Raw genomic sequence first — 23,507 nt, forward strand, 5'->3', positions numbered from 1 at the left:
ATGCCGCGGCGCATCCGTCATTGTCTGCCGTTGTTTCGCAAAACCCCGCCTTCGCGGGGTTTTTGCCGAATGAAGAAAGGAAACCGAATGCCCAACCCGCTTTACCGACAACACATAATTTCCATTTCCGACCTGACGACCGAACAGCTCGAACTGCTGCTTCAGACGGCCTTGAAGCTGAAAGAGCACCCGCGCGGCGACCTGCTCGAAGGCAAACTCATCGGCTCATGCTTTTTCGAACCCTCCACCCGCACGCGCCTGTCGTTTGAAACCGCCGTACAACGCTTGGGCGGCAAAGTCATCGGCTTTGCCGACGGCGCGAACACCAGCGCGAAAAAAGGCGAAACCCTCGCCGACACCGCCCGCATCATCTCCAGCTACACCGACGCCATCATCCAACGCCACCCCAAAGACGGCGCGGCGCGCGTGTCCGCCGAGTTTTCCAAAGTCCCCGTCATCAACGCCGGCGACGGCACCAACCAACACCCCAGCCAAACCCTGCTCGATCTCGTTACCATCTACGAAACCCAAGGCCGTCTGAACAAGCTCAAAATCGCCATGGCGGGCGACCTCAAATACGGCCGCACCGTCCATTCCCTCTGCCAAGCCCTCAAACGCTGGGACTGCGAATTTGCCTTCGTCTCCCCGCCCAGCCTCGCCATGCCCGAATACATCACCGAAGAACTCGAAGCCGCAGGTTGCCGTTACCAAATCCTGCCCGACCTCGAAGCCGCCGTCGAATGGGCGGACATCCTGTATATGACCCGCGTCCAGCGCGAACGCTTTGACGAACAAGAGTTCGCCAAAATCCAAGGCAAATTCAACCTCAACGCCGCCATGCTCGCCAACGCCCGTCCCAACCTGCGCGTGCTGCACCCCCTGCCGCGCGTTGACGAAATCCACCCCGACGTCGATGCCACGCCGCACGCCTACTATTTCGAGCAGGCGACCAACGGCGTTTACGCCCGCATGGCGATTTTGTCGCTGGTGTTGAACGAAGAAGTGTAAGGGAAAAATATGGAAAATAAAAAACTCAGCGTCGAAGCCATTGAAAACGGCACCGTCATCGACCACATCCCCGCCGGGCTGGGCTTGACCATCCTGCGCCAGTTCAAACTGCTGCATTACGGCAGCGCCGTAACCGTCGGCTTCAACCTGCCGAGCAAAACCCAAGGCAGCAAAGACATCATCAAAATTTCCGGCGTGGCGTTCGACGATGCCGCCGCCAACCGGCTGGCGTTGTTCGCGCCCGAAGCCACCGTCAATACCATCGCCGATTTCAAAGTGGTGGCCAAACGCCGCCTGACCCTGCCCGACGAAATCGCCGAAGTGTTCCGCTGCCCCAATGCCAACTGCGCCAGCCACGGCGAACCGGTGAAAAGCCGCTTTTCCATCCGCGGCCAAGGCAGCCAGACCAAGCTCAAATGCCATTACTGCGAAAAAACCTTCCCGCGCGAATTCGTATTGGATGCCTGATGCGGATAGGCCGTCTGAAAAACAGGTTCCGACATTGCCGAAGCCCGTTTCAGACGGCCTTTCCAAATCGGGCATATCCTTTATAATCCGCCGCTTTCCCATTCAAAAGGCCGTCTGAAATGACCCAAAACGCAAACAACCTCTGCTGGCTCGATATGGAAATGACCGGGCTTGACCCCGAACGCGAACGCATTATCGAAGTCGCCATGATTATCACCGACCCCGATTTGAACGTCTTGGCGCAGTCCGAAGTTTATGTCGTCCACCAAAGCGACGAACTGCTCGACGGCATGGACGCTTGGAACACCGCCACCCACGGCCGCACGGGGCTGACCCAACGCGTGCGCGAATCGCGGCTGACCGAAGCCGAAGTGGAACAGAAGCTGCTGGACTTTATCGCGCAATGGATTCCCGAAAAAGCCACGCCGATGTGCGGCAATTCCATCCATCAAGACCGCCGCTTCATGGTCAAATACATGCCGCGCCTCGAAGCGTATTTCCACTACCGCAATCTGGACGTGTCCACCCTGAAAGAACTCGCCAAACGTTGGAATCCGCCTGTTGCCAAAGGCGTGGTGAAACGCGGTTCGCATCAGGCTTTGGACGATATTCTCGAAAGCATCGAGGAAATGCGTTACTACCGCGAAAATTTCTTGAAACTGCCCGAGGCCGTCTGAAAACTCAGAACGGTAGATTGGGCAGTAATACCCGGCCTGCCGCCGAATCATCGTTCTTGCGCAGGCGGGAATCCAGCCTTCTAGATTTCGGCAGCCTTCAGACAAATCACCGCAGTTTGCGGTTTGTCCCGGATTCCCGCCTGCGCGGGAATGACGTAGGTAATCTGTTTTCCACCAATCCTTTTTCAGACGGCCTCCGACCATCATGTCCTATCAATACCGCCAATCCCTGCCCGACACGCCGCTGGACATCGTCGGCGACGTTCACGGCGAATTTGCCGCCTTCCAATCGCTGCTGCACCGGCTCGGTTACCGCGACGACGGTTTCCATCCTCACGGGCGGCGGCTGGTGTTCGTTGGCGATTTGTGCGACCGCGGTCCCGACAGCCCCGCGATGCTGGCGTGGTTCAAACAGGCTTATGAATGCGGATGGGCATGGATGGTTTTGGGCAACCACGAATTGAACATTCTTGCCGACGACCCGAAAGACGGCTCCGGCTGGTTTTTCGATGTCCGCGCCGAAAAAGACGCCCATTACGCGCCGTGGCATTGCGTTGAAGAGAAAGAGAAAACCGAATTGTGCGCATGGCTTGCCGAACAGCCGCTGCTGCTGGAGCGCGAAGACCTGCGCATCGTCCATGCCGCTTGGCTGCCGCCGCAAATCGAATGCCTCGAAGAAGCCAAGGGCGAAAGCCTGACCGCGCAATACCGCCGCTTCGATGCCGAGTTGAAACACCGCCTTCAGACGGCCTCTTGGTATCCCGACTACCTCTACGAACAGGCGCATTACGCCCCGCAGGCGGAAAATCCAGACCATGCGCCGCCGCCCATGCCCGCCACAGCGCGATACGAACTCGAACGCAGCCGCCTGCATCCGATACGCGCCCTCACCAGCGGCGTGGAGCGTTTGGCGGACAAGCAGTTTTACGCCGGCGGACGCTGGCGCGGTACGACCCGTTGCGCGTGGTGGGACGACTACCGCGACGATAAGCCCGTCGTGATTGGCCATTATTGGCGCAGTTGGCAGCCGTCTCCCGCCGCCGTTGCCGCCGAACGGCTGTTGCTGCCGCAGCAGCCGGATGTCTGGCACGGAGCGCGGCGCAACGTGTTCTGCGTCGATTTCTCGATAGGTGCAAGCTGGCGGGCAAGGAAATTCCCGCAGAAATACCGTCCTGAACAGTTCAGGCTGGCGGCGTTGCGCTGGCCGGAGAAGGTGTTGGTGTTTGAGAACGGCGAATGCGCGGCGACGCGTTAGATGCGGATACGGACAGATAAAAGGCCGTCTGAAAAAACGTTTTGAGGTTTTTCAGACGGCCTTTTCCCGTTGCGGGTACGGCGGGGCTGGTTTTATCGGCGAAACCGGAAGCCTGCGGTTATCCAAGTGCGGGGGAAGCGGCGGCATCGGAATTTTTTGACGCGGATAAAGTGCGAACGGTATTGCCCGCTTTGTTTGAGTGGAAAAGTTGGGTTTCAGAATGTCGGGGCCGTCTGAACAGGCAGTGCGGGCGACGGCTGCAGACGGGTTTATCCGCCGTCTTTCTTCCGTTTCGCCCTCGGATGGGCGCGGTCGTACACTTGCGCCAGGCGGTCGAAATCGAGTTTGGTGTAAATCTGGGTGGCGGACAAGTTGCTGTGGCCGAGCAGCTCCTGTATGGCGCGGATGTCGCTGGAGGATTGCAGCAGGTGGCTGGCGTAGCTGTGGCGCATCATGTGTGGGCTGAGGTGTTGCGGGCTGCCGTTTTTTACCGCCCAGTCGCGCAGGCGGTTTTGGATTTGGCGGATGCCCAGCCGTTTGCCCGTGTGGCCGGTGAACAGGGCGGTTTCGCCGCTTTGCGCGATGCGTTGCGGCAGGTAGGCGCGCAGGGCGGAAACGCTGCGGCTGCCCAGCGGCACTTGGCGGTGTTTGCCGCCTTTGCCGCGCACTTCCACCCAGCCTTCGTTGAGCAGGATGTCGTCCGTATTCAGGCCGTGCACTTCAGCCACGCGCAGGCCGCTGCCGTAGAGCAGTTCGAATATGGCCAAATCGCGCACGTCGAGGCCGTTTTCTGCGGGCGCGTGGTCGAGCAGGCGGTTGAGTGGTTCGGCATCCACGGCTTTCGGCAGCCGTTCGGGTGCTTTCGGTGCTTTCAGGCGGACTGTCGGGTCGGCATCGAGCAGCTTTTGCCGCATGAGGAAGGCGCAGTATTGCCGCCAGACGGAAAGTTTGCGGGCAAGACTGCGTTCGGATTGGTTTTGTTGCGACAGTTTTTTCAGGACGGCGACGAAGTCGTTGCGGCCGACGGATTGGCCGTGTGCGGGCAGCAGGTTGAAGAGCTGGGTCAAATCGCGGCGGTAGGCGGCCAGCGTGTGCTCGGATTTGCCCTGCCTTTGCAGTTCGGCAAGGTAGGGGTCGAGGTGGTGCGGCAGTTCGTCCGGCGTCATCGGGTTTCCTGACAGGGTGGGGAAGAGGCCGTCTGAAAACCGGTTTCAGACGGCCTTTGCGGTTTACGAACGGTAGTCGGCGTTGATGGAAACGTATTCGTGCGAGAGGTCGCAGGTGTAGACGGTGGCCTGTTCGCGGCCGCGTTGCAGGTCGATGCGGACGGTGATTTCGTTTTCGTTCATGACGGCCTGACCCTGTTCTTCGGTGTAGCCGGCGGCGCGGCCGCCTTTTTCCGCCACCAATACGCCGTTGAGCCACATTTTCAGGGTGTTGCAGTCCAAATCGACGCCGGAACAGCCGACGGCGGCCAGCAGGCGGCCGAGGTTGGGGTCGGAGGCGAAGAAGGCGGTTTTGACCAGGGGGGAGCGGGCGACGGCATAGGCGGCTTGGCGTGCTTCGTCGCGGCTTTCGGCGTTGCAGACTTCGATGGTGATGAATTTGGTCGCGCCTTCGCCGTCGCGGACGATGGCTTGGGCGAGTTCGAGGGCGAGGCCGCAGAGCAGCTCTTTGAGCTGTTTGTAGCGCGGGTCGGCGATGTTGTCGATTTCGCTTTGGCCGTTTTTGCCGGTGGCGATGATGACGAAGCTGTCGTTGGTGCTGGTGTCGCCGTCCACGGTGATGCTGTTGAAGGTGTCGTCGGCGATTTCCTGGGTCATCAGCTGGAGGACGGGTTGGGAAACTTTGGCATCGGTGGCGATGAAGGAGAGCATGGTCGCCATGTTGGGATGAATCATGCCGGAGCCTTTGGCGATGCCAGTGGCGCGGACGGTGTGTTTTTCGCCGACTTTGCCTTCGCGCGAGGCGGATTTTGGGACGGTGTCGGTGGTCATGATGGCGCGTGCCGCATCCGCCCAGCCGGCCGGGCGCAGTTTGGGCAGGGCGGCAATAATTTTGTCGGCGGGCAGGGGTTCGAGGATGACGCCGGTGGAGAAGGGGAGGACTTGGGTCGGGGCGCAGCCTGCCTGTTCGGCCGCCGCTTCGCAGACGGCCATGGCGCGGTCGTGGCCTTCTTCGCCCGTTCCCGCGTTGGCGTTGCCGGTGTTGATGACGAGGGCGCGTACGCCGTCTGCATCGAACAGGTGTTGTTTGCAGATGCGCACGGGTGCGGCGCAGAAGCGGTTTTGGGTAAACACCGCGCCGACTGTGCTGCCGTCGGAGAGCAGCATTAGGGTGAGGTCGTCGTGTTGCGGTTTTTTGATGCCCGCCTGTCCGACGAAGAGGCGGATGCCGTCGATGGCTTGGAGTTGGCCGGCGGGGGTTTCTCGATAATTGACTGCCATGATTTTTTCCTTTGTATCGTTGGGATGGGCGTTGGCGGAAGGGAAACCGCTTCCGCTGCTTGTCCGATTCTACCGCTTCGGCGGGCGGGCTTTCAACCGTGTTCGGAACGGGAAAGAGGCCGTCTGAAAAAGCACCCGCGCGGCGGAATGCTTTTCAGACGGCCTCTTCTGATTGAGGGCGATCAGTGCATGATGGGCGGCAAGACGCGGAATTGGAGGCTGCGCGCTTTGCCGGGGTTGCTTGGGTAGTTGAGGCCGCGGGCGATGTCTTCCACCGCGCTGTCCATGGGCGGGATGGGGTTGCCTAGTGCGTCGAGCAGGACTTTGCCTTTTGCGGGCGCGGCTTTGGCGGCGGAAGGCCGGTTTGTGACCGACGGCGGCTGTGCGGAGGCGGTAACGGGGCGGCTGTTCATGGCCAGTGCCTGCGCGTACTGTTCTTTCACATAATCGGGCTGTTCTTGGTGGCGCGCCAGCGCGCGGTAGTCTTCCAAGGCTTCCTGGTCGCGCCCCAAGGCGATGAGGACGGCCATGCGGTCGCGTTTGGCCTGGTTGTAGATTTCGCTGTTTTCTTCAGTTTCACGCAGAATCTTGCTCAGTCCGTCGTAAACTTGTTCCAACCGTTTGCGGTCGCCGTCGGCACGGGCGCGGCGCAGTTCGTCGGCCAGTTTGGCGTGGCGTAGCCACAGGCGGTCTTTGGCGGAGAAAAATTTGCCGTGGCGGGAGATGAGTTGCTCTTGTGCGGCAAAGTCGCGGCGTTCGGCGGCGGCGCGGTATTGCTGCAGGATGTGGTCGCGTTCGGCGGTTTCGGCTTCGCGGCGGCGGTTTGCTTCCTGCTGCTTGCGGGACGGGACGGCGGTTTCGTTGTTTTGGATGCGGTTGTCCATGTAGGACTGGGCGGCAGCGATGTCGGCATCGTTGCCGAAGCGTTCGCGGTAGAGGGCGATTTGGTTGATGGCGGAGATGTAGTCGTTGCCGTCGAGTGCGGTCAGCGCGCCGCCCAGCCAGCCGATTTTGCGTTCGGGGTCGCTTTTTTGCAGGGCTTGGTAAAGTTGGAGGGCGGTGTCGAACTGTTTTTCGTCGCGGGCGGCTTTGGCCAGGTTTTCCAGTTCGTCGGGCGCGTAGTCGCCGGGGCGGCATTCGGGGCAGGCGGCCAGTGCCTGCCGCCTGTCGCCGCGCCGTACCAGCAGTGCAATCCAGTCGGCACGGACTTTGCCGTTGCCGGTTTTCCGGTAGAGTTCGCCCATTTTTCGGGCGGCTTCGGCCAGCTGGCTGTCGCCCTGCCGGGCATAAACGGCCAGTCGTTCGCGTTCGCGGTCGGTGTCGTCGGCGCGGGCGGTGCAGCAGAGTGCGAGGAGGAGGGCGGTCAGTGCGGTACGGGCTTTCATGCGGTGGGTCGCGTAGTGGTTGTAGGCCGTTATGATAGGGGTTTGTGCGGGAAAAGGCTATTGCTGCGGGTTTTCCGCATCGCCGTCGACGAAGGCGTGCCGTTTTTGGTGGTAGGCTTCTTCGGCCTCGCCCTGCCGCCAATAGGGGACGGCGTAGCAGCGGGCGGGCGGCAGTTTCCAAGTTTGGCGGGCGATGGGGCGCAGCGCGGTCACCAGTTCGGCTTCGGCGGCAAACCAGACGTAGCAGTCGGCATTTTCCGGTTCGGCTTGTCCGACAGTTTCGACAATAGCGGCATTTTGCTCGGCTCCGCCGATAAAGGTGCGGACGGTGATGCCGGGCGGGTGTCGGAAGTCGTCCGGCAGGTCGGCGGGGTCGGGCAGCAGCAGGAATACCTGCCCGCGTGCTTCAGACGGCATTTGTTCGAGCATGGCGGCGATGGCGGGCAGGGCGGTCAGGTCGCCTGCCAGTAGGTAGTAGGCAGCCGGTTTCAGGATGCTGCCGCGTTTGGGGGCGGTGATGCCGACGGTTTGGCCGGGCAGGGCGCGGGCGGCGAAGGCGGCGGCCGGGCCGTTGTCGCCGTGGAGGACGAAATCGACTTCCAGCAGGCATTTGCCGGCATCGAAGCGGCGGACTGTGTAGGTGCGGCTGTAAGGTTTGGCCGACGGGTCGCGCCATTTCGGACGGCCGTTTTCGAAGCCTTCGGGCATTTGCGGCTCGGCCTGCCCGCTTCGGGGCAGCAGCAGTTTGAACGGTACGCCGTTGCTTTCGCATGGGTAGTCGGCCAGTTCGGGGCCGGAAAAGGTGATGCGGCACATGTTTTTACCCAGCATCCTGCGGCTTTGCACTTGAATCAGGCGGGGTCTGTCGGGTCGGTTCATCAGTTTGTCCTCGTTTCGGGTTACGGTTTGAGGGAGGGTGTTTCAGCGGGGAAAGGGATTTGGCTTGAGTCGGTTGCGGGGTCTGCTTCCTAATGGAAACCTCGGTTTGGCTGCGTGCAGACCTACGGCGTTTGTTTTCATTCCGTTGAACCTGTGTTTCAGACGGCCTTTCAGACGGCCTCTGCGGTTTTTTCGGCGTGCTTCGCGCTGTTCGGCTTGGGCAGGCGCAGGGTCGGGCTGTGTTGCAGGGTGTAGATGGCGGTGTCGATAATCGGCGGGACGACGGCTTCCAAATCCAGGTCGTCTTCGTGCAGCCACATTTCCATCAGGCCGCAGATGGTGGCGCGCAGGTAGGTGATGGCCAGGTCGATGTGGAGGTCGCCGGGCAGTTCGTTGCGGGCGGTGCAGCGGAGGACGATTTCGCGCAGCTGCTCTTCCCACAGGGCAATGTATTTTTTTTGCACGGCCATGATGGCTTTGTTTTCTTCCGTATATTCGCATTTCAAATGGGTGATGACGAAGAGTTTGTAGTGCAGCTCGTCGTGCTTGATGTGGACGAAGATGCTGTTCAGCAGTTGCCTCAGGCCTTGTTTGTCGGCTTTCTTGAGACCGTCTGAAAAGGTGGTGCTGAAGTTCTCGAAAGTCTGCCGGAACAGTTCTTCAAACAGTTCTTCCTTGTTTTTGAAATGCCAATAAAGCGCGCCGCGCGTTACGCCTGCGTTGCGGGCGATGGCTTGAAGCGGGGTTTTCGCCACGCCATGGAGGAAAAAGGTGTCGAGGGCGGACTGCAACAGCTGCTCGCGGGTTTTTTGGGCTTCGGCCTTGGTTTTTCTCATGGTTTGTGAAACAGGATAAGTAAAAAATTCCGCGCATTATAAGATTCAATTTACTTACATTCAACATTGTATGTATAATGCGCAGCTTTCAAGTTATCATAAAAAAGAGCGGATTAGGCCGTCTGAACATTCAGACGGCCTGATTTGGTGCAGGTTTGAACAGAATTTATACAGGAAACGATATGATGCAGAAATTTTCCGCGCACACGGCAAGGCTGGCTGTTTTGGCTGCCGCCACCGCTTTGGCTTTGGCCGCCTGCGGCGGCAAAGACGGCGGTCAGGCGGCTGCGGGGCAAAAACAGGGCGGCGCGCAACAAAAGCAGGCTCCCTCGCCTGTGGTCGAAGTGGTTACCGTAGAACCGCAGGATGTGGCCTTGAGCGTCGAACTGCCCGGCCGTCTGGAGGCCGTGCGTTCCGCCGACGTGCGCCCGCAGGTGGGCGGTATCGTCAAACGCCGCCTGTTTGAAGAGGGCAGCTATGTGCGCGAAGGCCAGCCGCTGTATCAGCTGGAAGACGCGACTTATGTCGCCTCGTTGGAAAGCGCGCGCGCCCAACTGGCTTCGGCCGAAGCAACGCTGGCCAAGGCCAATGCCGACCTGGCGCGCTACCGCCCGCTGGTAGAAGCCGATGCCATCAGCAAGCAGGAATATGATGCCGCCGTTACCGGAAAACGTTCTGCCGAAGCCGGTGTGAAAGCAGCCAGGGCGGCCATCAAGTCGGCACAAATCAATGTGAATTATTCCCGCATCACCGCGCCGATTTCCGGCTTTATCGGCCAGTCTAATGTTTCCGAAGGCGCATTGGTCAGTGCGAACAGTACGACGGCAATGGCCAATATCAAGCAAACCGATCCGATGTATGCCAATGTAACCCAATCGGCCACCGAAATCATGAAGCTGCGCCAGCAGTTTGCAGACGGCCGTCTGAAAGCCGTCGACGGCCGTATCGAAGTGGACATCAAACTGGAAGACGGCACGGTTTATCCGCAAAAAGGCTTTTTGATGTTTGCCGACACTACTGTTAACGAAACCACGGGGCAGGTGAAACTGCGCGTGGTCGTGCCCAATCCACAAAACGTCTTAATGCCTAACCTTTACGTCCGCGCTGTGATGTCGCAGTCCGTCGTGCCGAACGCCTATGTCGTGCCGCAGCAGGCGGTAACGCGCGGACAGCAGGACACCGTACTTGTGGTAAACGCGAAAAACGAAATGGAACCGCGCCCGGTAACCGTGGCGGCGCAGCAGGGCAATAATTGGGTGATTACTTCCGGCCTGAATGCGGGAGACAAGGTTGTTGTCGCCGGTACCACCATTGCCGGCATGATGAGCGCGAGAACCGGCGTGAAAACCGTTACGACGAAAGAATGGACGCCGCCTGCCGAAGCCGCCACTACCCCCGCCGAGGCTCAGTCTGCCGCCGCTTCCGCCCCCCAATCTGCCGCCTCCGAACCGAAAACCGACGTTCAGACGGCCTCAGAGGTCAAACCCGAAGCCAAATCCGCTTCCGAAGCCAAATCCAAATAAGGAACAGCGAATATGGCTAAGTTTTTTATCGACCGCCCCATTTTCGCGTGGGTAATCGCGATATTCGTCATACTGGCGGGCGTAATCGGCATCCGTTCGCTGCCGGTGTCGCAATATCCGTCGGTGGGCGCGCCCACCATCACGCTGACTGCCGTTTATCCCGGCGCGTCGGCACAAGTGATGGAAGACAGCGTGCTGGCCGTCATCGAACGGAACATGAACGGCGTCGAAGGTTTGGACTACATGACCACCAACGCCACATCCAGCGGCGGCGGCACGGTCAGTCTGACCTTTACGCCGGAAACCGACGAGAGTTTTGCCCAAGTCGAGGTGCAGAATAAACTGTCGGAAGTAACCGCGATGCTGCCCGCTACCGTGCAGCAAAACGGTGTAACCGTATCCAAATCCCGCTCCAACTTCCTGATGGTTTTGATGATGTCGTCCGATACCATCGGAACGGAAGAAATCGCCGACTATGTGGAGCGTAATATCAAGCCCGAAATTCAACGTATCGACGGTGTCGGCGAAGCCCGCCTGTTCGGTTCGCAACGTGCGATGCGGGTTTGGGTGGATCCGAAAAAGCTGCAGAACTACAACCTCTCCATGGCCGAGGTTTCGTCTGCCATCTCTACGCAAAACGCCCAAATCTCTGCCGGTTCGCTCGGTGCCCTGCCGAATGTGAGCGGACAGGCCATTACCGCCACCATCACGGCGGAAGGCCAGCTGAAAACAGCCGAAGAATTCGGCAACATCATCGTCCGTGCAAACACTGACGGTTCCAACGTCTATCTGAAAGACGTGGCGCGTGTCGAGTTGGGCAGCCAGGAATATTCCACTTCCACCCGATTGAACGGCAAGCCGGCCGTCGCTATGGCCGTCATGCTGTCCAACAAGGGTAACGCGATGGCTACCGCCGCCGCCGTGCGCGAACGGATGGACGAATTGCAGAAATTCTTCCCCGGCGACATGAAGTGGGATGCACCTTACGATACTTCGAAATTCGTTTCCATCTCGATTAAAAAAGTGGTGCAGACGCTGGCCGAGGCAATTTTGCTGGTGTTTGTCGTGATGTTCCTCTTCCTGCAAAACATCCGCTATACCCTGATACCGACCATTGTCGTACCGATTTCGCTGCTGGGTGCGTTTGCCTGTCTGCAATATCTCGGTATGTCGATTAACGTGCTGACCATGTTCGCCATGGTGCTGGTGATCGGTATCGTCGTGGACGATGCGATTGTGGTGGTGGAAAACGTGGAAAGGATTATGACCGAGGAAGGGCTGCCGCCGAAAGAGGCAACGAAAAAAGCCATGTCGCAGATTTCTGGTGCGGTTATCGGTATTACCGCAGTGTTGATTTCCGTGTTTGTGCCGCTGCTGTTCCTTTCAGGCGCGAGCGGTAAGATTTTCACACAGTTCGCCGCCACCATGGCGATAGCGATTGCTTTCTCGGCTTTCTTTGCCCTGTCGCTGACCCCCGCCTTGTGCGCCACCCTGCTCAAACCGATTCCGAAAGGACATCACGAAGAGAAAAAAGGCTTCTTCGGCTGGTTTAACCGCACGTTCAGCAAAGGCACGCACAAATACGAAAGCGTCGTGGCCAAAGTGTTGAAGCACACAGTGCCGATGCTGGTGGTGTATGTGGCATTGGGCGTCGTGGCCGTTCTGCTGTACAAAAACATACCAAACTCCTTCCTGCCGAAAGAAGACCAAGGCAGCCTGATGATGATGGTTCAGCTTCCGGCCGGCGCGACCAAAGAGCGTACCGATGCGACTTTGGCTACTGCTAACGAAGTCATCACCAAAATGCCGGAAGTGGAAAGCTTCCTCGGTGTGTCCGGCTTCAGCTTTGCCGGTTCGGGTCAGAACATGGGCTTTGGCTTCATTACGCTGAAAGACTGGTCTGAACGGACAAGTCCTGCCAGCAGCGCGGCTGCCGTTACCGGCAAACTCACCGGTGCGCTGATGCAGAATGTGAAGGACGGTTTCGGTATTGTCATCAATCCGCCCGCCATTATGGAATTGGGCACAAGTTCGGGTTTTGAATTCTATTTGCAAGACCGCAACAACAGCGGCCATGCCGCGTTGCTGGACAAGCGCAACGAACTGATCGCCAAAATGCGCCAAAATCCGATATTCGACAGTACAAACATCCGCGCCTCCGGCTTGGAAGACGCACCGCAGCTCAAGCTGGAAATCGACCGTCAGGCTGCAGCGGCCCAAGGTATTGATTTTTCGTCCATACGCAGCGTTTTGGGAACGGCATTGAGTTCTTCGTATATCAACGACTTCCCGAACAACGGCCGCCTGCAGCGCGTAATCGTCCAAGCCGACGCGCAGTCGCGTATGCAGCCGGAAGACATCCTCGCGCTGACCGTGCCGAACAAATCAGGCGTTGCCGTGCCGCTGTCCACCATTGCTACCGCGAAATGGGAAAACGGCATGGAGCAGAGCGTGCGCTTCAACGGTTATCCGTCCATGAAGCTGGAAGGTGTGGCTGCCAGCGGCTACTCCACAGGGCAGGCAATGGATGAAGTGAAGAGATTGGTAGATGAACTTGAGGGCGGCTACAGCCTGGAATGGGCCGGTCAGTCGCGCGAAGAAGCCAAAGGCAACTCCCAAACCTATTTGGTTTACGGCTTGGCGATTTTGGCCGTCTTCCTCGTGTTGGCCGCACTGTATGAAAGCTGGTCGATTCCGCTCTCCGTGATTTTGGTCGTGCCGCTGGGCTTCCTCGGCGTGGTGCTGGGCATCACAGGCCGCAACGGCTTCCTCGCCCTGTTCGGCGTGCCGCCGCAATATTTGGACGATATCTATTTCCGAGTCGGCCTGATTACCGTGATTGGTTTGAGTGCGAAAAACGCCATTCTGATTATCGAATTTGCCAAAGACCTGCAAGAGCAGGGCATGGATGCGGTGAAATCGGCACTTCAGGCGGCGCATCTGCGTTTCCGTCCGATTATCATGACTTCCTTCGCCTTTATTTTGGGCGTGGTACCGCTGTTCTTCGCTTCGGGCGCAAGCTCGGCCAGCCAGCGCGCCATCGGTACTTCCGTATTGTCGGGCATGTTGGTCGGCACCATCCTGTCGGTCTTCCTCGTGCCGCTGTTCTATGTGGTAATACGCAAGCTGTTCAAAGGCAAGCAGCCGCAACAACCTGCCCTGCCGATGCACGGCGAATAAACCACCGGCTTTTCAGACGGCCTCCGAACGCATAGGGAGGCCGTCTGAAAAACAACAAGGACCAAACATGAAACAAAATTTTTTCAAACCCCTTTTGAGTGCGGCCGCCGTTGCCGCCGCATTGTCCGGCTGCACCATGATTCCGAAATACGAACAGCCGCAGGTTGCGGTGTCGGAAACGTTCAAATACGATAAGGCGCAAAACAGCATTCAGGCGGCCTCATTGGGCTGGCAGGATTATTTTGCCGACCCGCGCCTGCACCGCCTGATTGAAATCGCGCTGGAACGCAATACCGACCTGCGTACCGCCGCGCTCAACGCCGAAGCGCTGCGCGAGCAATACCGCATCACGCGCGCCAACCTCTTTCCGACGCTGGCGGCTAACGGCAACGGGGCGCGCCAGCGTACCGCAGCCGACCTTGCGGGAGGCCGTGCCGCCATCACCGAATCGTACAGCGTCGGCCTCGGCGTATCGGCATACGAACTCGACCTCTTCGGCAAAGCGCGCAGCAACAACCGTGCCGCGTTGGAAAGCTACTTCAACAGCACCGCCGCCCGCGATGCCGTCCACCTGACCATTGTCGCTTCCGTGGCCAAAGCCTATTTCAACGAACGCTACGCCGAAGAAGCAATGAAACTGGCGCAAAACGTTTTGAAAACCCGCGAGCAAACCTACCGCCTGAGCCAGTTGAAACACAAAGCGGGCGTGATTTCCGCCGTTGATTTGCGCCAACAGGAAGCCTTGATTGCCTCCGCACAGGCCGATTACGAAACGGCCGTGAAAAACCGCGAGCAGGCGCGCAACGCCTTGTCCGTGCTGATCAACCAACCTCTTCCGGACGATTTGCCGGCAGGATTGCCGCTGTCGCGTCAGTTTAAAGTCAGCCGCCTGCCCGCAGGCCTGACATCCGACGTGTTGCTCAACCGCCCCGACATCCGTGCCGCCGAACACTCACTGAAACAGGCCAATGCCAATATCGGTGCCGCCCGCGCCGCATTCTTCCCCAGCATCACCCTCACAGGCAGCGTCGGATCGGCTTCCAACGAATTGAATAATCTCTTCAAATCCGGAAACGGCACTTGGGCGTTCGCACCTTCAATCAACGTTCCGATTTTCACTTGGGGCGCGTTGAAAGCCAGCCTTGATGCGGCGAAAATCCGTCAGCAGATTCAGGTTGTGAACTATGAAGCGGCGGTACAAAGTGCGTTCAGAGACGTGGCCGACGCATTGGTGGCGCGCGAACAGTTGGAAAAAGCCCATGCGGCCAAAGCCAAACAGAGCAAGGCTTACGCCGACCAACTGCGCCTGGTTCAACTGCGCTACAAGCACGGCGTTTCCAGCGCGCTCGACCTGCTCGATGCCGAACGCAGCAGCTATGCCGCCGACAGCGCGCTGCTAGCCAGCAGCCTGACGCGGCTGGAAAACATGGCTGACCTCTACAAAGCACTCGGCGGCGGTTTGAAACGCTTCGGCAACGATACGGGGGACGCGGCGAAATAGGCCGTCTGAAACGCGGTTGCCGCAAAGCCAGAGCAAGGCTCCCGTTATGATTGGGCCGTCTGAAAAACAGTTTTGCCAAACGGCAAAACTGTTTTTCAGACGGCCTTTTTATATTTGTTTAGCAGCAGGAGGGGGATTGCGGCAGGTGTGTTAAATCGAGATAAAGGAAGTAGGGGTCGGCGGAGAAATGAATCCGCTTTAACTTCATTACACTAATGGTTTGAAGGATGGGGAAACTTGACCGAACCGTTTAATATAGCTATCTTCCAATAAAAAATAAAAATATTTACATACGCACCGCAACGCTTTTTTCACTCCTTAACAGAAAGGATATTGCAATGCCTTGCTTCCCCCGTAATTTACCGCGTCTGACCGCCATCCTCCTGTCGGCCTGTACCGCTTTCTCCGCTGCCGCACACGGCAATCACACCCATTGGGGCTATACCGGACACGATTCTCCCGAAAGTTGGGGCAATCTGTCTGAAGAATTCCGTTTGTGCTCGACCGGGAAAAGCCAATCTCCGGTAAACATTACCGAAACCGTTTCCGGCAAACTGCCCGCCATAAAAGTCAATTACAAACCGAGTACGGTTGACGTGGAAAACAACGGCCACACCATCCAAGTCAATTATCCCGAAGGCGGCAACACCCTGACTGTGAACGGCCGTACCTACACCCTGAAACAGTTCCACTTCCACGTGCCGAGCGAAAACCAAATCAAAGGCCGCACTTTCCCGATGGAAGCCCACTTCGTCCACTTAGACGAAAACAAACAGCCTTTGGTATTGGCCGTGCTGTATGAGGCCGGCAAAACCAACGACCGCCTGTCTTCCATCTGGAACGTCATGCCGATGACCGCAGGAAAAGTGAAGCTCGACCAACCGTTCGACGCATCCACCCTGCTGCCGAAACGGTTGAAATACTACCGCTTTGCCGGTTCGCTGACCACGCCTCCGTGCACAGAGGGCGTATCATGGTTGGTGTTGAAAACTTATGACCACATCGACCAGGCGCAAGCGGAAAAATTCACCCGCGCCGTCGGTTCGGAAAACAACCGCCCCGTACAGCCGCTGAATGCACGGGTAGTCATCGAATAAGCGGTAATGGCCGCAAAATCGGACAGGCCGTCTGAAAACCGGAAAAGGGTTTTCAGACGGCCTTTTTATATTGGAAAGCCGGAGGATTTGCTTGTGGGTTGATTAGCGGGCGCGCCGTTTTTCTTCGGCATGTTCCTTGATGGAGGCGCACATGCCGGCGGTGTTGCCGCCATTCATCAGCATCGCCGGTTTGCCGTTGATGGTGTAGCCGCCGCTGCCGTTGTCGGCGATGACGGTTTTGCCGTCGTCCAGTTGCAGGCCGTTTGGCGTTTCCTGCCAGCCGCCGTTTTTGACGTCGTTTTGGACGACCATGCAATAGCTGCCGTCGGTCAGGATGCCGATAAGCTGCGAACCCATGGTCATGTAAACGCCGGGAGGCGGGGTTTGTGCGAAGGCCTGTGCCGACAGCATCAAAGCGGTGGCGGTTAGAAATCGGAGGGCGGTTTTCATCAAAATCCTTTTCGGTACGGCTCCCGCAGGACGGGATTTTTATCGCCGCCTGTGCGGCACTGTGAGGTTTGAAAGTCGGAGGAAGCCTGATTATCCGTGCCTCCGAGGCCGTCTGAAAGCGGCTGAACGGTTTTTTACTTTGTTTGAAACACGTTTGCGCCGCGCGGGATATTTTCAGACGGCCTTCCGGTTTAAACCTCCGAACGTTTGAAGTCGCGCGGGCGGAAGCCCAAAAGGGCGAGCGAGGTGAAGTACAGCGTGATGCCCAGAAGCACCAGCCAGCCCAGTTGCAAAGCCTTCTGCCAGCCGCGGATGTCCGTCCACTGCATGGGCATGAAGGATTGCGCCGCCCACAGGCCGAAGCACATGACGGCCAGCGCGATGGCGAGTTTGGCCAGGAAACGCCGCCAGCCCGCGTCGGGTTGGTAGAGGCCTTTCAGTCGGAGCAGCGTGAGCAGCAGCGCGGCGTTCAGGCATGCGCCCAGTCCGACCGACAGCGACAGTCCGACGTGTTTCAGCGGCACGATGAAGGCGATGTTCATCAGTTGGGTCACAATCAGCGAGAATACGGCCACTTTGACAGGCGTTTTGATGTTCTGTTGGGCGTAGAAGGCGGGCGCGAGCACTTTAATCATAATTTGGCCGACCACGCAGAAGGAGCAGGCAATCAGCGCGTTTTTCGTCATCACCGCATCGTGCAGGGTGAAGCCCTTGTTCATGAACATGGTGGCAATCAGCGGGAAGGAGAGCATCGCTAGCCCCAGCGCGGCGGGCGCGGCCAGCAGGCAGCACAGGCGCAGTCCCCAGTCGAGCAGCTTGGAGAATTCGCGCGGGTTGCGGCCGCCGGCGTATTTCGACAGTGTGGGCAGCAGTATCGTGCCGAGCGCGACGCCGAGCACGCCGGTTGGCAGTTCGGTCATGCGGTCGGCGTAATACATCCATGTGATGCTGCCGCTTTGCAGGTAGGAGGCGAAGATGGTGTTGATGACCAGCGAAATCTGCGTCACGCTGGCGGCGAATACGGCGGGGGTCATTTGTTTGATGACGCGGTTTACCGCCGAATTTTTAAAGTCCAGCTTGGGCAGGTTGAGAAACCCTTGTTTGGCCAGCCAGGGCAGTTGGAATACGAGCTGCAACACGCCGCCGACAAACACCGCCCACGCCAGCGCGGTAATCGGCGGGTCGAAGTAGGGCACGAGGAACAGGGCGAAACCGATGAACGACAGGTTCAGCAACACCGGCGTGAAGGCGGGGATTTGGAACTTGTGGTAGGTGTTGAGTATCGAGCCGACAAATGACGATAGCGAAATCAACAGGATATAGGGGAACATTATCCGCAGCAGGTCGGCGGAGAGTGCGAGTTTGTCGGGCTTGTTGGCAAAACCGGTCGCCGTGGCGTGAATAATCCACGGTGCGGCCAACACGCCGATTGCGGTTACGATGGTGAGTACGAAGGTCAGCATCCCCGCGATGTGGCGGACGAATTCGCGCGTGGCTTCGGGTGATTTGGTTTGCTTGTATTCCGCCAGTATCGGCACGAAGGCTTGGGCGAACGCGCCTTCGGCAAAGATGCGCCGCAGCAGGTTGGGCAGTTTGAAGGCGGTGAAAAAGGCATCGGTCGCATCGCCCGCACCGAACACCCGCGCAATAATCATGTCGCGGACAAAGCCGAGTATGCGCGACAGCATGGTCATGCTGCCGACTTTGCCGAGCAGGGAGAGTAGGTTCATGGTTTGGATGCCGCAAAAGCCGTTTCAGACGGCCTCCGGCGGGAAAGCGGATAAAGGAGCGAAGTATAAACCAAGGCCGTCTAAAAACGAACATGGCGGATGAGCTTCTTAGAAACGAAATTCGCTGCGTTCGTTTTAGCTTCGCAGAAACCCACTACGTTCGTTTTAGCTCCGCAGAAACTCACTGCGTTCGTTTTCAGACGGCCTTTCTTTCGGCAGCAGGCAAGAGAAGGCAAAAGCCGCTATTGCGCCTGCAAGGGTGGTGCCCGAGAGTGGAATGCCGACAATATCGGCATTCAGTATCCCGAACAATAAGCCGCATACGCCGCCAATAAAAGTCATGGTTACAACGCCTTGCGGATTGCGGTGTAGTTTGAGGGCGGCGGCAAGTACGGCGGTTACGGATGCGGGAAGGCAGCCGAAAGGCCACGATGCGATGGTGATGCCGATGAACAGGCTGAAATCGAAATACGTCGCGCGCGGCAGGAAGGCGGCCAGTCCGCCAAGAGAAGGGGCAAGCAAAAAGCACAACCACATCAAAATGACATAGCGTTCTTTGTCGTTGCCGTTTTTGTTGGCCAGAAAGACGGTCATTCCGGAGAGAAGCGCGAGGCTGAGCAGCGGCGACAGGATGAGATATACCATGTGATTGACTAAGGGTCGGCAAATGAGGCCGTCTGAAACGAGCGTTGCAGGTTTTAGACGGCCTCGACTGTTTTTATTCGGCGTAGAGTTTGTGTTTGCGGATATAGTGCCAAACGTTTCCGTCCAGCATTTCCGCCGCATCCAAGCCGTTTTTCAGACGGCCTCTGATGTCGCTGGAGCTGATGTCGAGCAGCGGGGCTTGGAGCGGGTGCAGCGAACCGTTTTGCAGTGCTTCGCCCAGCCAGCCGTGCAGTTCGCGCGGGGCTTGTGCGAGGCTGCCGCCGTTTCGGTTGGCAACGGCGATATTGGTTTGGCGGACCAGTGTCTGCCATTTTTTCCAGGTGTGCAGTTTGAGCAGGCTGTCCATGCCCAGCAGCCACCACAGTTCGGCCGTGGGAAATTGCTGGCGGAAAATCTGTACGGTGTCGAAGGTGTAGGTGGCGCCGCCGCGCACGATGTCGCAGTCGCTGACGGCAAAGCGGGGGTCGGCCGCCGCAGCCAGTTCGGTCATGGCTAGGCGGTGTTCGGCAGGGGTTTGCGCGCCGTCTTTGTGATAGGGGTCGCCCGCGGGGAGGAAGATAACGCTGTCGAGTTTGAGTTCGTCGGCGAATGCGCGGGCGATGTGGGTGTGCCCTTTGTGTATCGGGTCGAAGGTGCCGCCGAAAAGGCCGATGCGCGTACTCATGCCGGTTTCACCGCGCATTCGGTTTTGCCGTCCACGATGAGGGCGAGCTTGCCTGTGGTGGGGTGGATGACGAGGCCGTGTACGGGGATGTAGTCGGGCATCAGGGGGTGGCGGCGTATCATGCCGACGGTGTGGCGCACGCTGTCTTCCACGTCGGTAAAGCCGGTCAGCCAGTTGTCGAGGCCGATGCCGGCGTTGCGCAGGGTGGTGATGCGGTCTTCGGGGATGCCGAATTCGCCGGTTTTATTCAAAAATGCGTCGGGATTCATGCCGCGCATGCCGCAGTCGTAGTGGGCGATGACCATGATTTCGGTTACACGCAGTTCGAATACCGCTATCAGCAAGCTGCGCATCACCGAGCCCCAGGGATGATTGACTAACGCGCCGGCGTTTTTGATCAGTTTGGCATCGCCGTTTTTCAGCCCGAGGGCGCGCGGCAGCAGTTCGGACAGGCGGGTGTCCATGCAGGAAAGGATGGCGAGGCCGCGTTCGGGATATTTGTTGCTGAAAAATTGGGCGTATTCACCGGACTCGACGAAGTTTCGGTTGTAGTCGAGTATTTCGTTTAAATTGTCCATCAGTATTCCTTTGTCGTGGTACGTTTGGTTGTCCGAGTGTTTTCAGACGGCCTTTGATACCGGTATGACAGCCGTCAGGCCAGGCTGCTGAAACGCCGTCTGAAATAAACCAGTGCCGGGTCGTGGGTGGTTTTGCCGTCGTGGACGGCGATTTCGTCGATTTCCGCCATGAATACCCAGTGGGTGCCGACTTCGCTTTGTGTGGTGAGGGTGCCGTGCAGGTGTGCCAGCGCGCCTTCTACTTGAAGCTGGCCGTTGCGCCCCCTGTGCCAGATGTGGTATTCGAAACGTTCTTCGGGCGAGAGTTTGGTCATGCCGGCGAAATGTTCGGCCACGTCTTGCTGTCCGGCGGCGAGCACGTTGATGCAGACGGCGCGGTTTTCCAATAAAACGGGCACGATGGCCGATTGGCGGTTGATGCACAGCATAACGGTGGGCGGTTCGTCGGTAACGGCGGTAACGGCGGTCATGGTGATGCCGTAGCGTCCGGCCGTGCCGTCGGTGGTGATGACGTGTACGCCGGAGGCGCAGGCGGCCATGGCGTCGCGGAAGGGGAGTCGGAGGGTGTGCGGCATAAGTTTTGTCGGATTACGGTATCTTGCGGGTGTTTCAGGCGGCCGGACGTAAAGACGCGGCAGGCGGGTATTCTACCCGACACTGCCGCTTCGGTGTGGTTTTGTCCGGCCTTTTATTCGGCTTCGGACTCCCGTTGTTTCAATGTACTTAATTCATGAAGCAACTCGAGTAATTTGTCCATTTTTTCGCGTGTCATTTTGCTTTCGATGTCGTCATAGCAGGCATCGATTGCCGAACAGGTTTTTTCGTACATGTCCGCGCCTTCGTCGGTCAGCTTCAAAAAAACCCTGCGTTGGTCGTTGGATGGTTTCATCCGCACCAGTAGGCGTGCTTTTTCCAGCCGTGTCAAAATGCCGGTCAGACTGGGGCGCAGTATGCAGGCCTGATCTGCCAAATCCTGAAAATCCAAAGTGCCGTTTTCCGCCAACAGGCGGATGATGCGCCACTGTTGGTCGGTAATGCCCGCCTCGTTCAAAACGGGGCGAAAGTAGGATGAAAGGGCATCGCGCGCCTGCAGCAGGCTGATGTTGATCGAACGGTGTTTAGAAATACCCATAAAAAATTCCTTCGCAAAGGGAAAACAGTCATTTATTATGAATTAAATGGTATGTGTTTTAAGCAAAAGCTGCAAGCAGAAATTCACTTCGCATAACCGTTTTCCGTTATTTTTACTTTTTCTTTGCAATCGGAAGCAAAACGGGAACTTTTATTGACGGTTTTAAAAGGGTGAAAAATAATTTCTAAACATGCATTTGTAATCGGATTTCTATTCAGGCCCGTTTATTCTGTTTCTCCGATGCTTCCGATGCGCCAGAGGCCGTCTGAAAGAATCAGGCGCGATACCGAAACATTGGGTACGCTGCGGTATTCAATTGCTTTGCTGTCTATGCTTTTCAAAATCGCCGTAATCGTCATGCCGTGCGACACTGCCAATACGCGGTGGCAGTCCGCACTTTCCTGGGCGATTTGCTCAAGGGCACGCCTGATGCGGGTAGTAAACCGTTCCTCGTTTTCCGCCAAAGCCAGAGGATCGGCTTCCGCGACGGCTTCCGCCAGCAAATGCCGATCCGCACGGCGGAAGGCTGTCTGAAAAGCCGCCGCATCGGGAAAACCGTTTTGTTCGGCCAGCTTTTGGTGCAGCACATGGGTAAACTCGCCTTCAAAACCACCGAAGCAATATTCGCGCAAATCGGGCAGTTGTCGGACAGACAAGCCGCTTTGCCCTGCCTGTTGCAGTATCAGGCTGGCGGTTTCCGCGGCACGGGGCGCGGTGCTGGAGAAGGCGGCATCAAACGCAATTTCCCGTTTCCCTATCCTGCATCCCAAAGCCGCAGCCGCAGCCCGTCCTTCGTCAGTCAGCGGCGAATCGCTCCATCCCTGCAGGCGGCCGATGGTATTGAAAACGGTTTTGCCGTGCCTTACCAGATAAACTTCCAGCATCGCATCTTCCTTAATGAACACATTTATTCAGCCTTGAAACCGATCGGGCATCATAACAGCAGAGAGGCCGTCTGAAAAAATAAAACTGCTTTCAGACGGCCTTTCCATTAAAATAGGACGGTATTATCCGAAAGAAGCAAAAATTATGGCAAAACAACCGAGCGGCCTCGGACGCGGCCTCGATTCCCTTTTGTCCGGCAGTATAGAAGACGGCCGAGACGAACGACTAACCACGGTAGCCGTAGGCGACATCAAGCCCGGACGTTACCAACCGCGCGTGCAGATGGATGACGAAGCATTGCAGGAATTGGCGGAGTCCATCAAAGCCCAAGGCGTTATTCAGCCGGTTATCGTGCGCGAACACGGATTATCGCAATACGAGTTGATTGCCGGGGAACGCCGTTGGCGTGCCAGCCAATTGGCCGGGCTGACCGAGATTCCCGTCGTCGTTAAAAACATCAGCGACGAAACCGCGCTGGCAATGGGTTTGATTGAAAACCTGCAACGGGAAAACCTCAACCCGATTGAAGAAGCACGCGGCCTGAAACGTCTTGCCGACGAATTCAGCCTGACGCATGAAACCATTGCCAAAGCCGTCGGCAAAAGCCGCAGTGCGATTTCCAATACCCTCCGCCTGCTGGCCTTGCCGGAACCGGTTCAGGAGCTACTGTACCGCCGCCACTTGGAGATGGGGCATGCCCGCGCATTGCTGACACTGCCGGTAGTTGATCAGTTGGAATTGGCTCAGAAAGCGGTTAAAAACGGTTGGTCGGTGCGCGAAGTCGAGCGTCGCAGCCAGTTGGCGCAACAGGCAAAAAAAAGCAGTGTCGAGAAAACCATTCATCCCGATATCCGGCGGTTGAATGAAACATTAACGGCCGAGTTGGGCGTGAGTGCCGAAGTCAAAAGCAGTAACGGTCGAAAAGGTAAAATCGTCCTGCATTTTGACAATCCGGAAACTTTAGATGCACTGTTAAAACGGTTAGGTGTGCCGTTTGATTGAATACGCAGCAAATTAGAGCCGGAGTTGAAGCAATAAATCACCGGAAATACCTGTCGAAAAAGCAGAAAATGAAACAATGGCATAGATGAAGGCCGAATTATCTTTAAATGCGGCAGACACCTTGTCATTTTGCTAAGAACTGTT

Annotated in this window: 22 protein-coding genes; 9 read left to right on the forward strand and 13 right to left on the reverse strand. The window is 57.7% G+C overall.

Annotated elements, in window-relative coordinates; genetic code table 11:
* Nucleotides 1–87: 87 nt before the first annotated feature.
* From pyrB to BM261_RS02145, 4 genes are all read left to right on the forward strand, one after another.
* Nucleotides 88–1,008, forward strand: a complete 921-nt coding sequence (gene pyrB / locus BM261_RS02130) for an aspartate carbamoyltransferase (protein WP_074894688.1) — start codon at nucleotides 88–90, stop codon at nucleotides 1,006–1,008.
* Between the two features lie 9 nt (nucleotides 1,009–1,017).
* Nucleotides 1,018–1,476, forward strand: coding sequence for an aspartate carbamoyltransferase regulatory subunit (gene pyrI / locus BM261_RS02135; RefSeq protein WP_074894690.1), 459 nt, complete (start codon nucleotides 1,018–1,020; stop codon nucleotides 1,474–1,476).
* A gap of 119 nt (nucleotides 1,477–1,595) precedes the next feature.
* Nucleotides 1,596–2,153: an oligoribonuclease gene (gene orn, locus BM261_RS02140; protein ID WP_074894692.1), complete on the forward strand. Its 558-nt coding sequence runs from the start codon at nucleotides 1,596–1,598 to the stop codon at nucleotides 2,151–2,153.
* 205 nt (nucleotides 2,154–2,358) lie between these two features.
* Entirely contained in the window at nucleotides 2,359–3,408 is a 1,050-nt protein-coding gene (locus tag BM261_RS02145) for a metallophosphoesterase (protein WP_074894694.1), read from the forward strand.
* A 269-nt stretch (nucleotides 3,409–3,677) separates the two neighbouring features.
* Here BM261_RS02145 and BM261_RS02150 read toward each other — a convergent pair whose 3' ends face one another.
* The 5 genes from BM261_RS02150 to mtrR form a co-directional block, all read right to left on the reverse strand.
* On the reverse strand, nucleotides 3,678–4,574 hold the full coding sequence (locus BM261_RS02150) for a tyrosine-type recombinase/integrase (RefSeq protein ID WP_074894696.1): 897 nt from the start codon (nucleotides 4,572–4,574) through the stop codon (nucleotides 3,678–3,680).
* A 63-nt stretch (nucleotides 4,575–4,637) separates the two neighbouring features.
* Nucleotides 4,638–5,855, reverse strand: a complete 1,218-nt coding sequence (argJ, locus tag BM261_RS02155) for a bifunctional glutamate N-acetyltransferase/amino-acid acetyltransferase ArgJ (RefSeq protein ID WP_074894699.1) — start codon at nucleotides 5,853–5,855, stop codon at nucleotides 4,638–4,640.
* Nucleotides 5,856–6,037: 182 nt separating this feature from the next.
* Nucleotides 6,038–7,240 carry a PgaA family protein gene (locus BM261_RS02160; RefSeq protein WP_074894701.1) on the reverse strand — a complete coding sequence of 401 codons (1,203 nt, stop codon included), beginning with the start codon at nucleotides 7,238–7,240 and terminating at the stop codon, nucleotides 6,038–6,040.
* A gap of 57 nt (nucleotides 7,241–7,297) precedes the next feature.
* Nucleotides 7,298–8,119, reverse strand: a complete 822-nt coding sequence (locus BM261_RS02165) for a siderophore-interacting protein (RefSeq protein WP_074894703.1) — start codon at nucleotides 8,117–8,119, stop codon at nucleotides 7,298–7,300.
* A gap of 170 nt (nucleotides 8,120–8,289) precedes the next feature.
* Nucleotides 8,290–8,955 carry a multidrug efflux system transcriptional repressor MtrR gene (gene mtrR / locus BM261_RS02170; protein ID WP_074894705.1) on the reverse strand — a complete coding sequence of 222 codons (666 nt, stop codon included), beginning with the start codon at nucleotides 8,953–8,955 and terminating at the stop codon, nucleotides 8,290–8,292.
* Between the two features lie 185 nt (nucleotides 8,956–9,140).
* Here mtrR and BM261_RS02175 point away from each other — a divergent pair, with 185 nt between their 5' ends.
* From BM261_RS02175 to cah, 4 genes are all read left to right on the forward strand, one after another.
* Nucleotides 9,141–10,478: an efflux RND transporter periplasmic adaptor subunit gene (locus BM261_RS02175; protein ID WP_074895192.1), complete on the forward strand. Its 1,338-nt coding sequence runs from the start codon at nucleotides 9,141–9,143 to the stop codon at nucleotides 10,476–10,478.
* Between the two features lie 12 nt (nucleotides 10,479–10,490).
* Nucleotides 10,491–13,658: an efflux RND transporter permease subunit gene (locus BM261_RS02180; RefSeq protein ID WP_074894707.1), complete on the forward strand. Its 3,168-nt coding sequence runs from the start codon at nucleotides 10,491–10,493 to the stop codon at nucleotides 13,656–13,658.
* 67 nt (nucleotides 13,659–13,725) lie between these two features.
* Nucleotides 13,726–15,159, forward strand: a complete 1,434-nt coding sequence (locus tag BM261_RS02185) for an efflux transporter outer membrane subunit (RefSeq protein ID WP_074894709.1) — start codon at nucleotides 13,726–13,728, stop codon at nucleotides 15,157–15,159.
* A 338-nt stretch (nucleotides 15,160–15,497) separates the two neighbouring features.
* Nucleotides 15,498–16,256, forward strand: a complete 759-nt coding sequence (gene cah / locus BM261_RS02190; protein WP_074894712.1) for a carbonic anhydrase — start codon at nucleotides 15,498–15,500, stop codon at nucleotides 16,254–16,256.
* A gap of 102 nt (nucleotides 16,257–16,358) precedes the next feature.
* Here the strand turns inward: cah and BM261_RS02195 are convergent, their stop codons facing one another.
* The 8 genes from BM261_RS02195 to BM261_RS02230 form a co-directional block, all read right to left on the reverse strand.
* Nucleotides 16,359–16,706, reverse strand: coding sequence for a hypothetical protein (locus BM261_RS02195; RefSeq protein ID WP_074894724.1), 348 nt, complete (start codon nucleotides 16,704–16,706; stop codon nucleotides 16,359–16,361).
* A gap of 191 nt (nucleotides 16,707–16,897) precedes the next feature.
* Nucleotides 16,898–18,436 carry a murein biosynthesis integral membrane protein MurJ gene (gene murJ / locus BM261_RS02200; protein WP_074894726.1) on the reverse strand — a complete coding sequence of 513 codons (1,539 nt, stop codon included), beginning with the start codon at nucleotides 18,434–18,436 and terminating at the stop codon, nucleotides 16,898–16,900.
* A 165-nt stretch (nucleotides 18,437–18,601) separates the two neighbouring features.
* Nucleotides 18,602–19,081, reverse strand: a complete 480-nt coding sequence (locus BM261_RS02205; RefSeq protein ID WP_074894728.1) for a hypothetical protein — start codon at nucleotides 19,079–19,081, stop codon at nucleotides 18,602–18,604.
* A gap of 73 nt (nucleotides 19,082–19,154) precedes the next feature.
* Nucleotides 19,155–19,766, reverse strand: a complete 612-nt coding sequence (gene nadD / locus BM261_RS02210) for a nicotinate-nucleotide adenylyltransferase (RefSeq protein ID WP_074895194.1) — start codon at nucleotides 19,764–19,766, stop codon at nucleotides 19,155–19,157.
* On the reverse strand, nucleotides 19,763–20,344 hold the full coding sequence (locus BM261_RS02215; protein WP_070454962.1) for a beta-class carbonic anhydrase: 582 nt from the start codon (nucleotides 20,342–20,344) through the stop codon (nucleotides 19,763–19,765). The genes nadD and BM261_RS02215 overlap by 4 nt, the downstream gene beginning before the upstream one ends.
* Nucleotides 20,345–20,418: 74 nt before the next feature.
* Nucleotides 20,419–20,919: a 4-hydroxyphenylacetate 3-monooxygenase, reductase component gene (gene hpaC / locus BM261_RS02220; protein WP_074894730.1), complete on the reverse strand. Its 501-nt coding sequence runs from the start codon at nucleotides 20,917–20,919 to the stop codon at nucleotides 20,419–20,421.
* A gap of 113 nt (nucleotides 20,920–21,032) precedes the next feature.
* Nucleotides 21,033–21,476 carry a homoprotocatechuate degradation operon regulator HpaR gene (gene hpaR, locus BM261_RS02225; protein WP_003770207.1) on the reverse strand — a complete coding sequence of 148 codons (444 nt, stop codon included), beginning with the start codon at nucleotides 21,474–21,476 and terminating at the stop codon, nucleotides 21,033–21,035.
* 224 nt (nucleotides 21,477–21,700) lie between these two features.
* A complete protein-coding gene (locus tag BM261_RS02230) occupies nucleotides 21,701–22,360 on the reverse strand; it encodes a histidine phosphatase family protein (RefSeq protein ID WP_074894732.1) in 660 nt (219 codons plus the stop codon).
* Between the two features lie 145 nt (nucleotides 22,361–22,505).
* On the opposite strand from BM261_RS02230, the gene BM261_RS02235 reads away from it, so the two are divergent.
* A complete protein-coding gene (locus BM261_RS02235; RefSeq protein ID WP_074894734.1) occupies nucleotides 22,506–23,363 on the forward strand; it encodes a ParB/RepB/Spo0J family partition protein in 858 nt (285 codons plus the stop codon).
* The last annotated feature ends 144 nt before the right edge of the window (nucleotides 23,364–23,507 follow it).

The organism is Neisseria elongata subsp. elongata, assembly GCF_900113545.1.
GTDB lineage: Bacteria > Pseudomonadota > Gammaproteobacteria > Burkholderiales > Neisseriaceae > Neisseria > Neisseria elongata.

Excerpts from the sequence above, each read along its gene's own strand:
- pyrB (WP_074894688.1), top strand. The coding sequence starts at position 88 with ATGCCCAACCCGCTTTACCGACAACACATAATTTCCATTTCCGACCTG.
- pyrI (WP_074894690.1), top strand. The coding sequence starts at position 1,018 with ATGGAAAATAAAAAACTCAGCGTCGAAGCCATTGAAAACGGCACCGTC.
- orn (WP_074894692.1), top strand. The coding sequence starts at position 1,596 with ATGACCCAAAACGCAAACAACCTCTGCTGGCTCGATATGGAAATGACC.
- BM261_RS02145 (WP_074894694.1), top strand. The coding sequence starts at position 2,359 with ATGTCCTATCAATACCGCCAATCCCTGCCCGACACGCCGCTGGACATC.
- BM261_RS02150 (WP_074894696.1), bottom strand. The coding sequence starts at position 4,574 with ATGACGCCGGACGAACTGCCGCACCACCTCGACCCCTACCTTGCCGAA.
- argJ (WP_074894699.1), bottom strand. The coding sequence starts at position 5,855 with ATGGCAGTCAATTATCGAGAAACCCCCGCCGGCCAACTCCAAGCCATC.
- BM261_RS02160 (WP_074894701.1), bottom strand. The coding sequence starts at position 7,240 with ATGAAAGCCCGTACCGCACTGACCGCCCTCCTCCTCGCACTCTGCTGC.
- BM261_RS02165 (WP_074894703.1), bottom strand. The coding sequence starts at position 8,119 with ATGAACCGACCCGACAGACCCCGCCTGATTCAAGTGCAAAGCCGCAGG.
- mtrR (WP_074894705.1), bottom strand. The coding sequence starts at position 8,955 with ATGAGAAAAACCAAGGCCGAAGCCCAAAAAACCCGCGAGCAGCTGTTG.
- BM261_RS02175 (WP_074895192.1), top strand. The coding sequence starts at position 9,141 with ATGCAGAAATTTTCCGCGCACACGGCAAGGCTGGCTGTTTTGGCTGCC.
- BM261_RS02180 (WP_074894707.1), top strand. The coding sequence starts at position 10,491 with ATGGCTAAGTTTTTTATCGACCGCCCCATTTTCGCGTGGGTAATCGCG.
- BM261_RS02185 (WP_074894709.1), top strand. The coding sequence starts at position 13,726 with ATGAAACAAAATTTTTTCAAACCCCTTTTGAGTGCGGCCGCCGTTGCC.
- cah (WP_074894712.1), top strand. The coding sequence starts at position 15,498 with ATGCCTTGCTTCCCCCGTAATTTACCGCGTCTGACCGCCATCCTCCTG.
- BM261_RS02195 (WP_074894724.1), bottom strand. The coding sequence starts at position 16,706 with ATGAAAACCGCCCTCCGATTTCTAACCGCCACCGCTTTGATGCTGTCG.
- murJ (WP_074894726.1), bottom strand. The coding sequence starts at position 18,436 with ATGAACCTACTCTCCCTGCTCGGCAAAGTCGGCAGCATGACCATGCTG.
- BM261_RS02205 (WP_074894728.1), bottom strand. The coding sequence starts at position 19,081 with ATGGTATATCTCATCCTGTCGCCGCTGCTCAGCCTCGCGCTTCTCTCC.
- nadD (WP_074895194.1), bottom strand. The coding sequence starts at position 19,766 with ATGAGTACGCGCATCGGCCTTTTCGGCGGCACCTTCGACCCGATACAC.
- BM261_RS02215 (WP_070454962.1), bottom strand. The coding sequence starts at position 20,344 with ATGGACAATTTAAACGAAATACTCGACTACAACCGAAACTTCGTCGAG.
- hpaC (WP_074894730.1), bottom strand. The coding sequence starts at position 20,919 with ATGCCGCACACCCTCCGACTCCCCTTCCGCGACGCCATGGCCGCCTGC.
- hpaR (WP_003770207.1), bottom strand. The coding sequence starts at position 21,476 with ATGGGTATTTCTAAACACCGTTCGATCAACATCAGCCTGCTGCAGGCG.
- BM261_RS02230 (WP_074894732.1), bottom strand. The coding sequence starts at position 22,360 with ATGCTGGAAGTTTATCTGGTAAGGCACGGCAAAACCGTTTTCAATACC.
- BM261_RS02235 (WP_074894734.1), top strand. The coding sequence starts at position 22,506 with ATGGCAAAACAACCGAGCGGCCTCGGACGCGGCCTCGATTCCCTTTTG.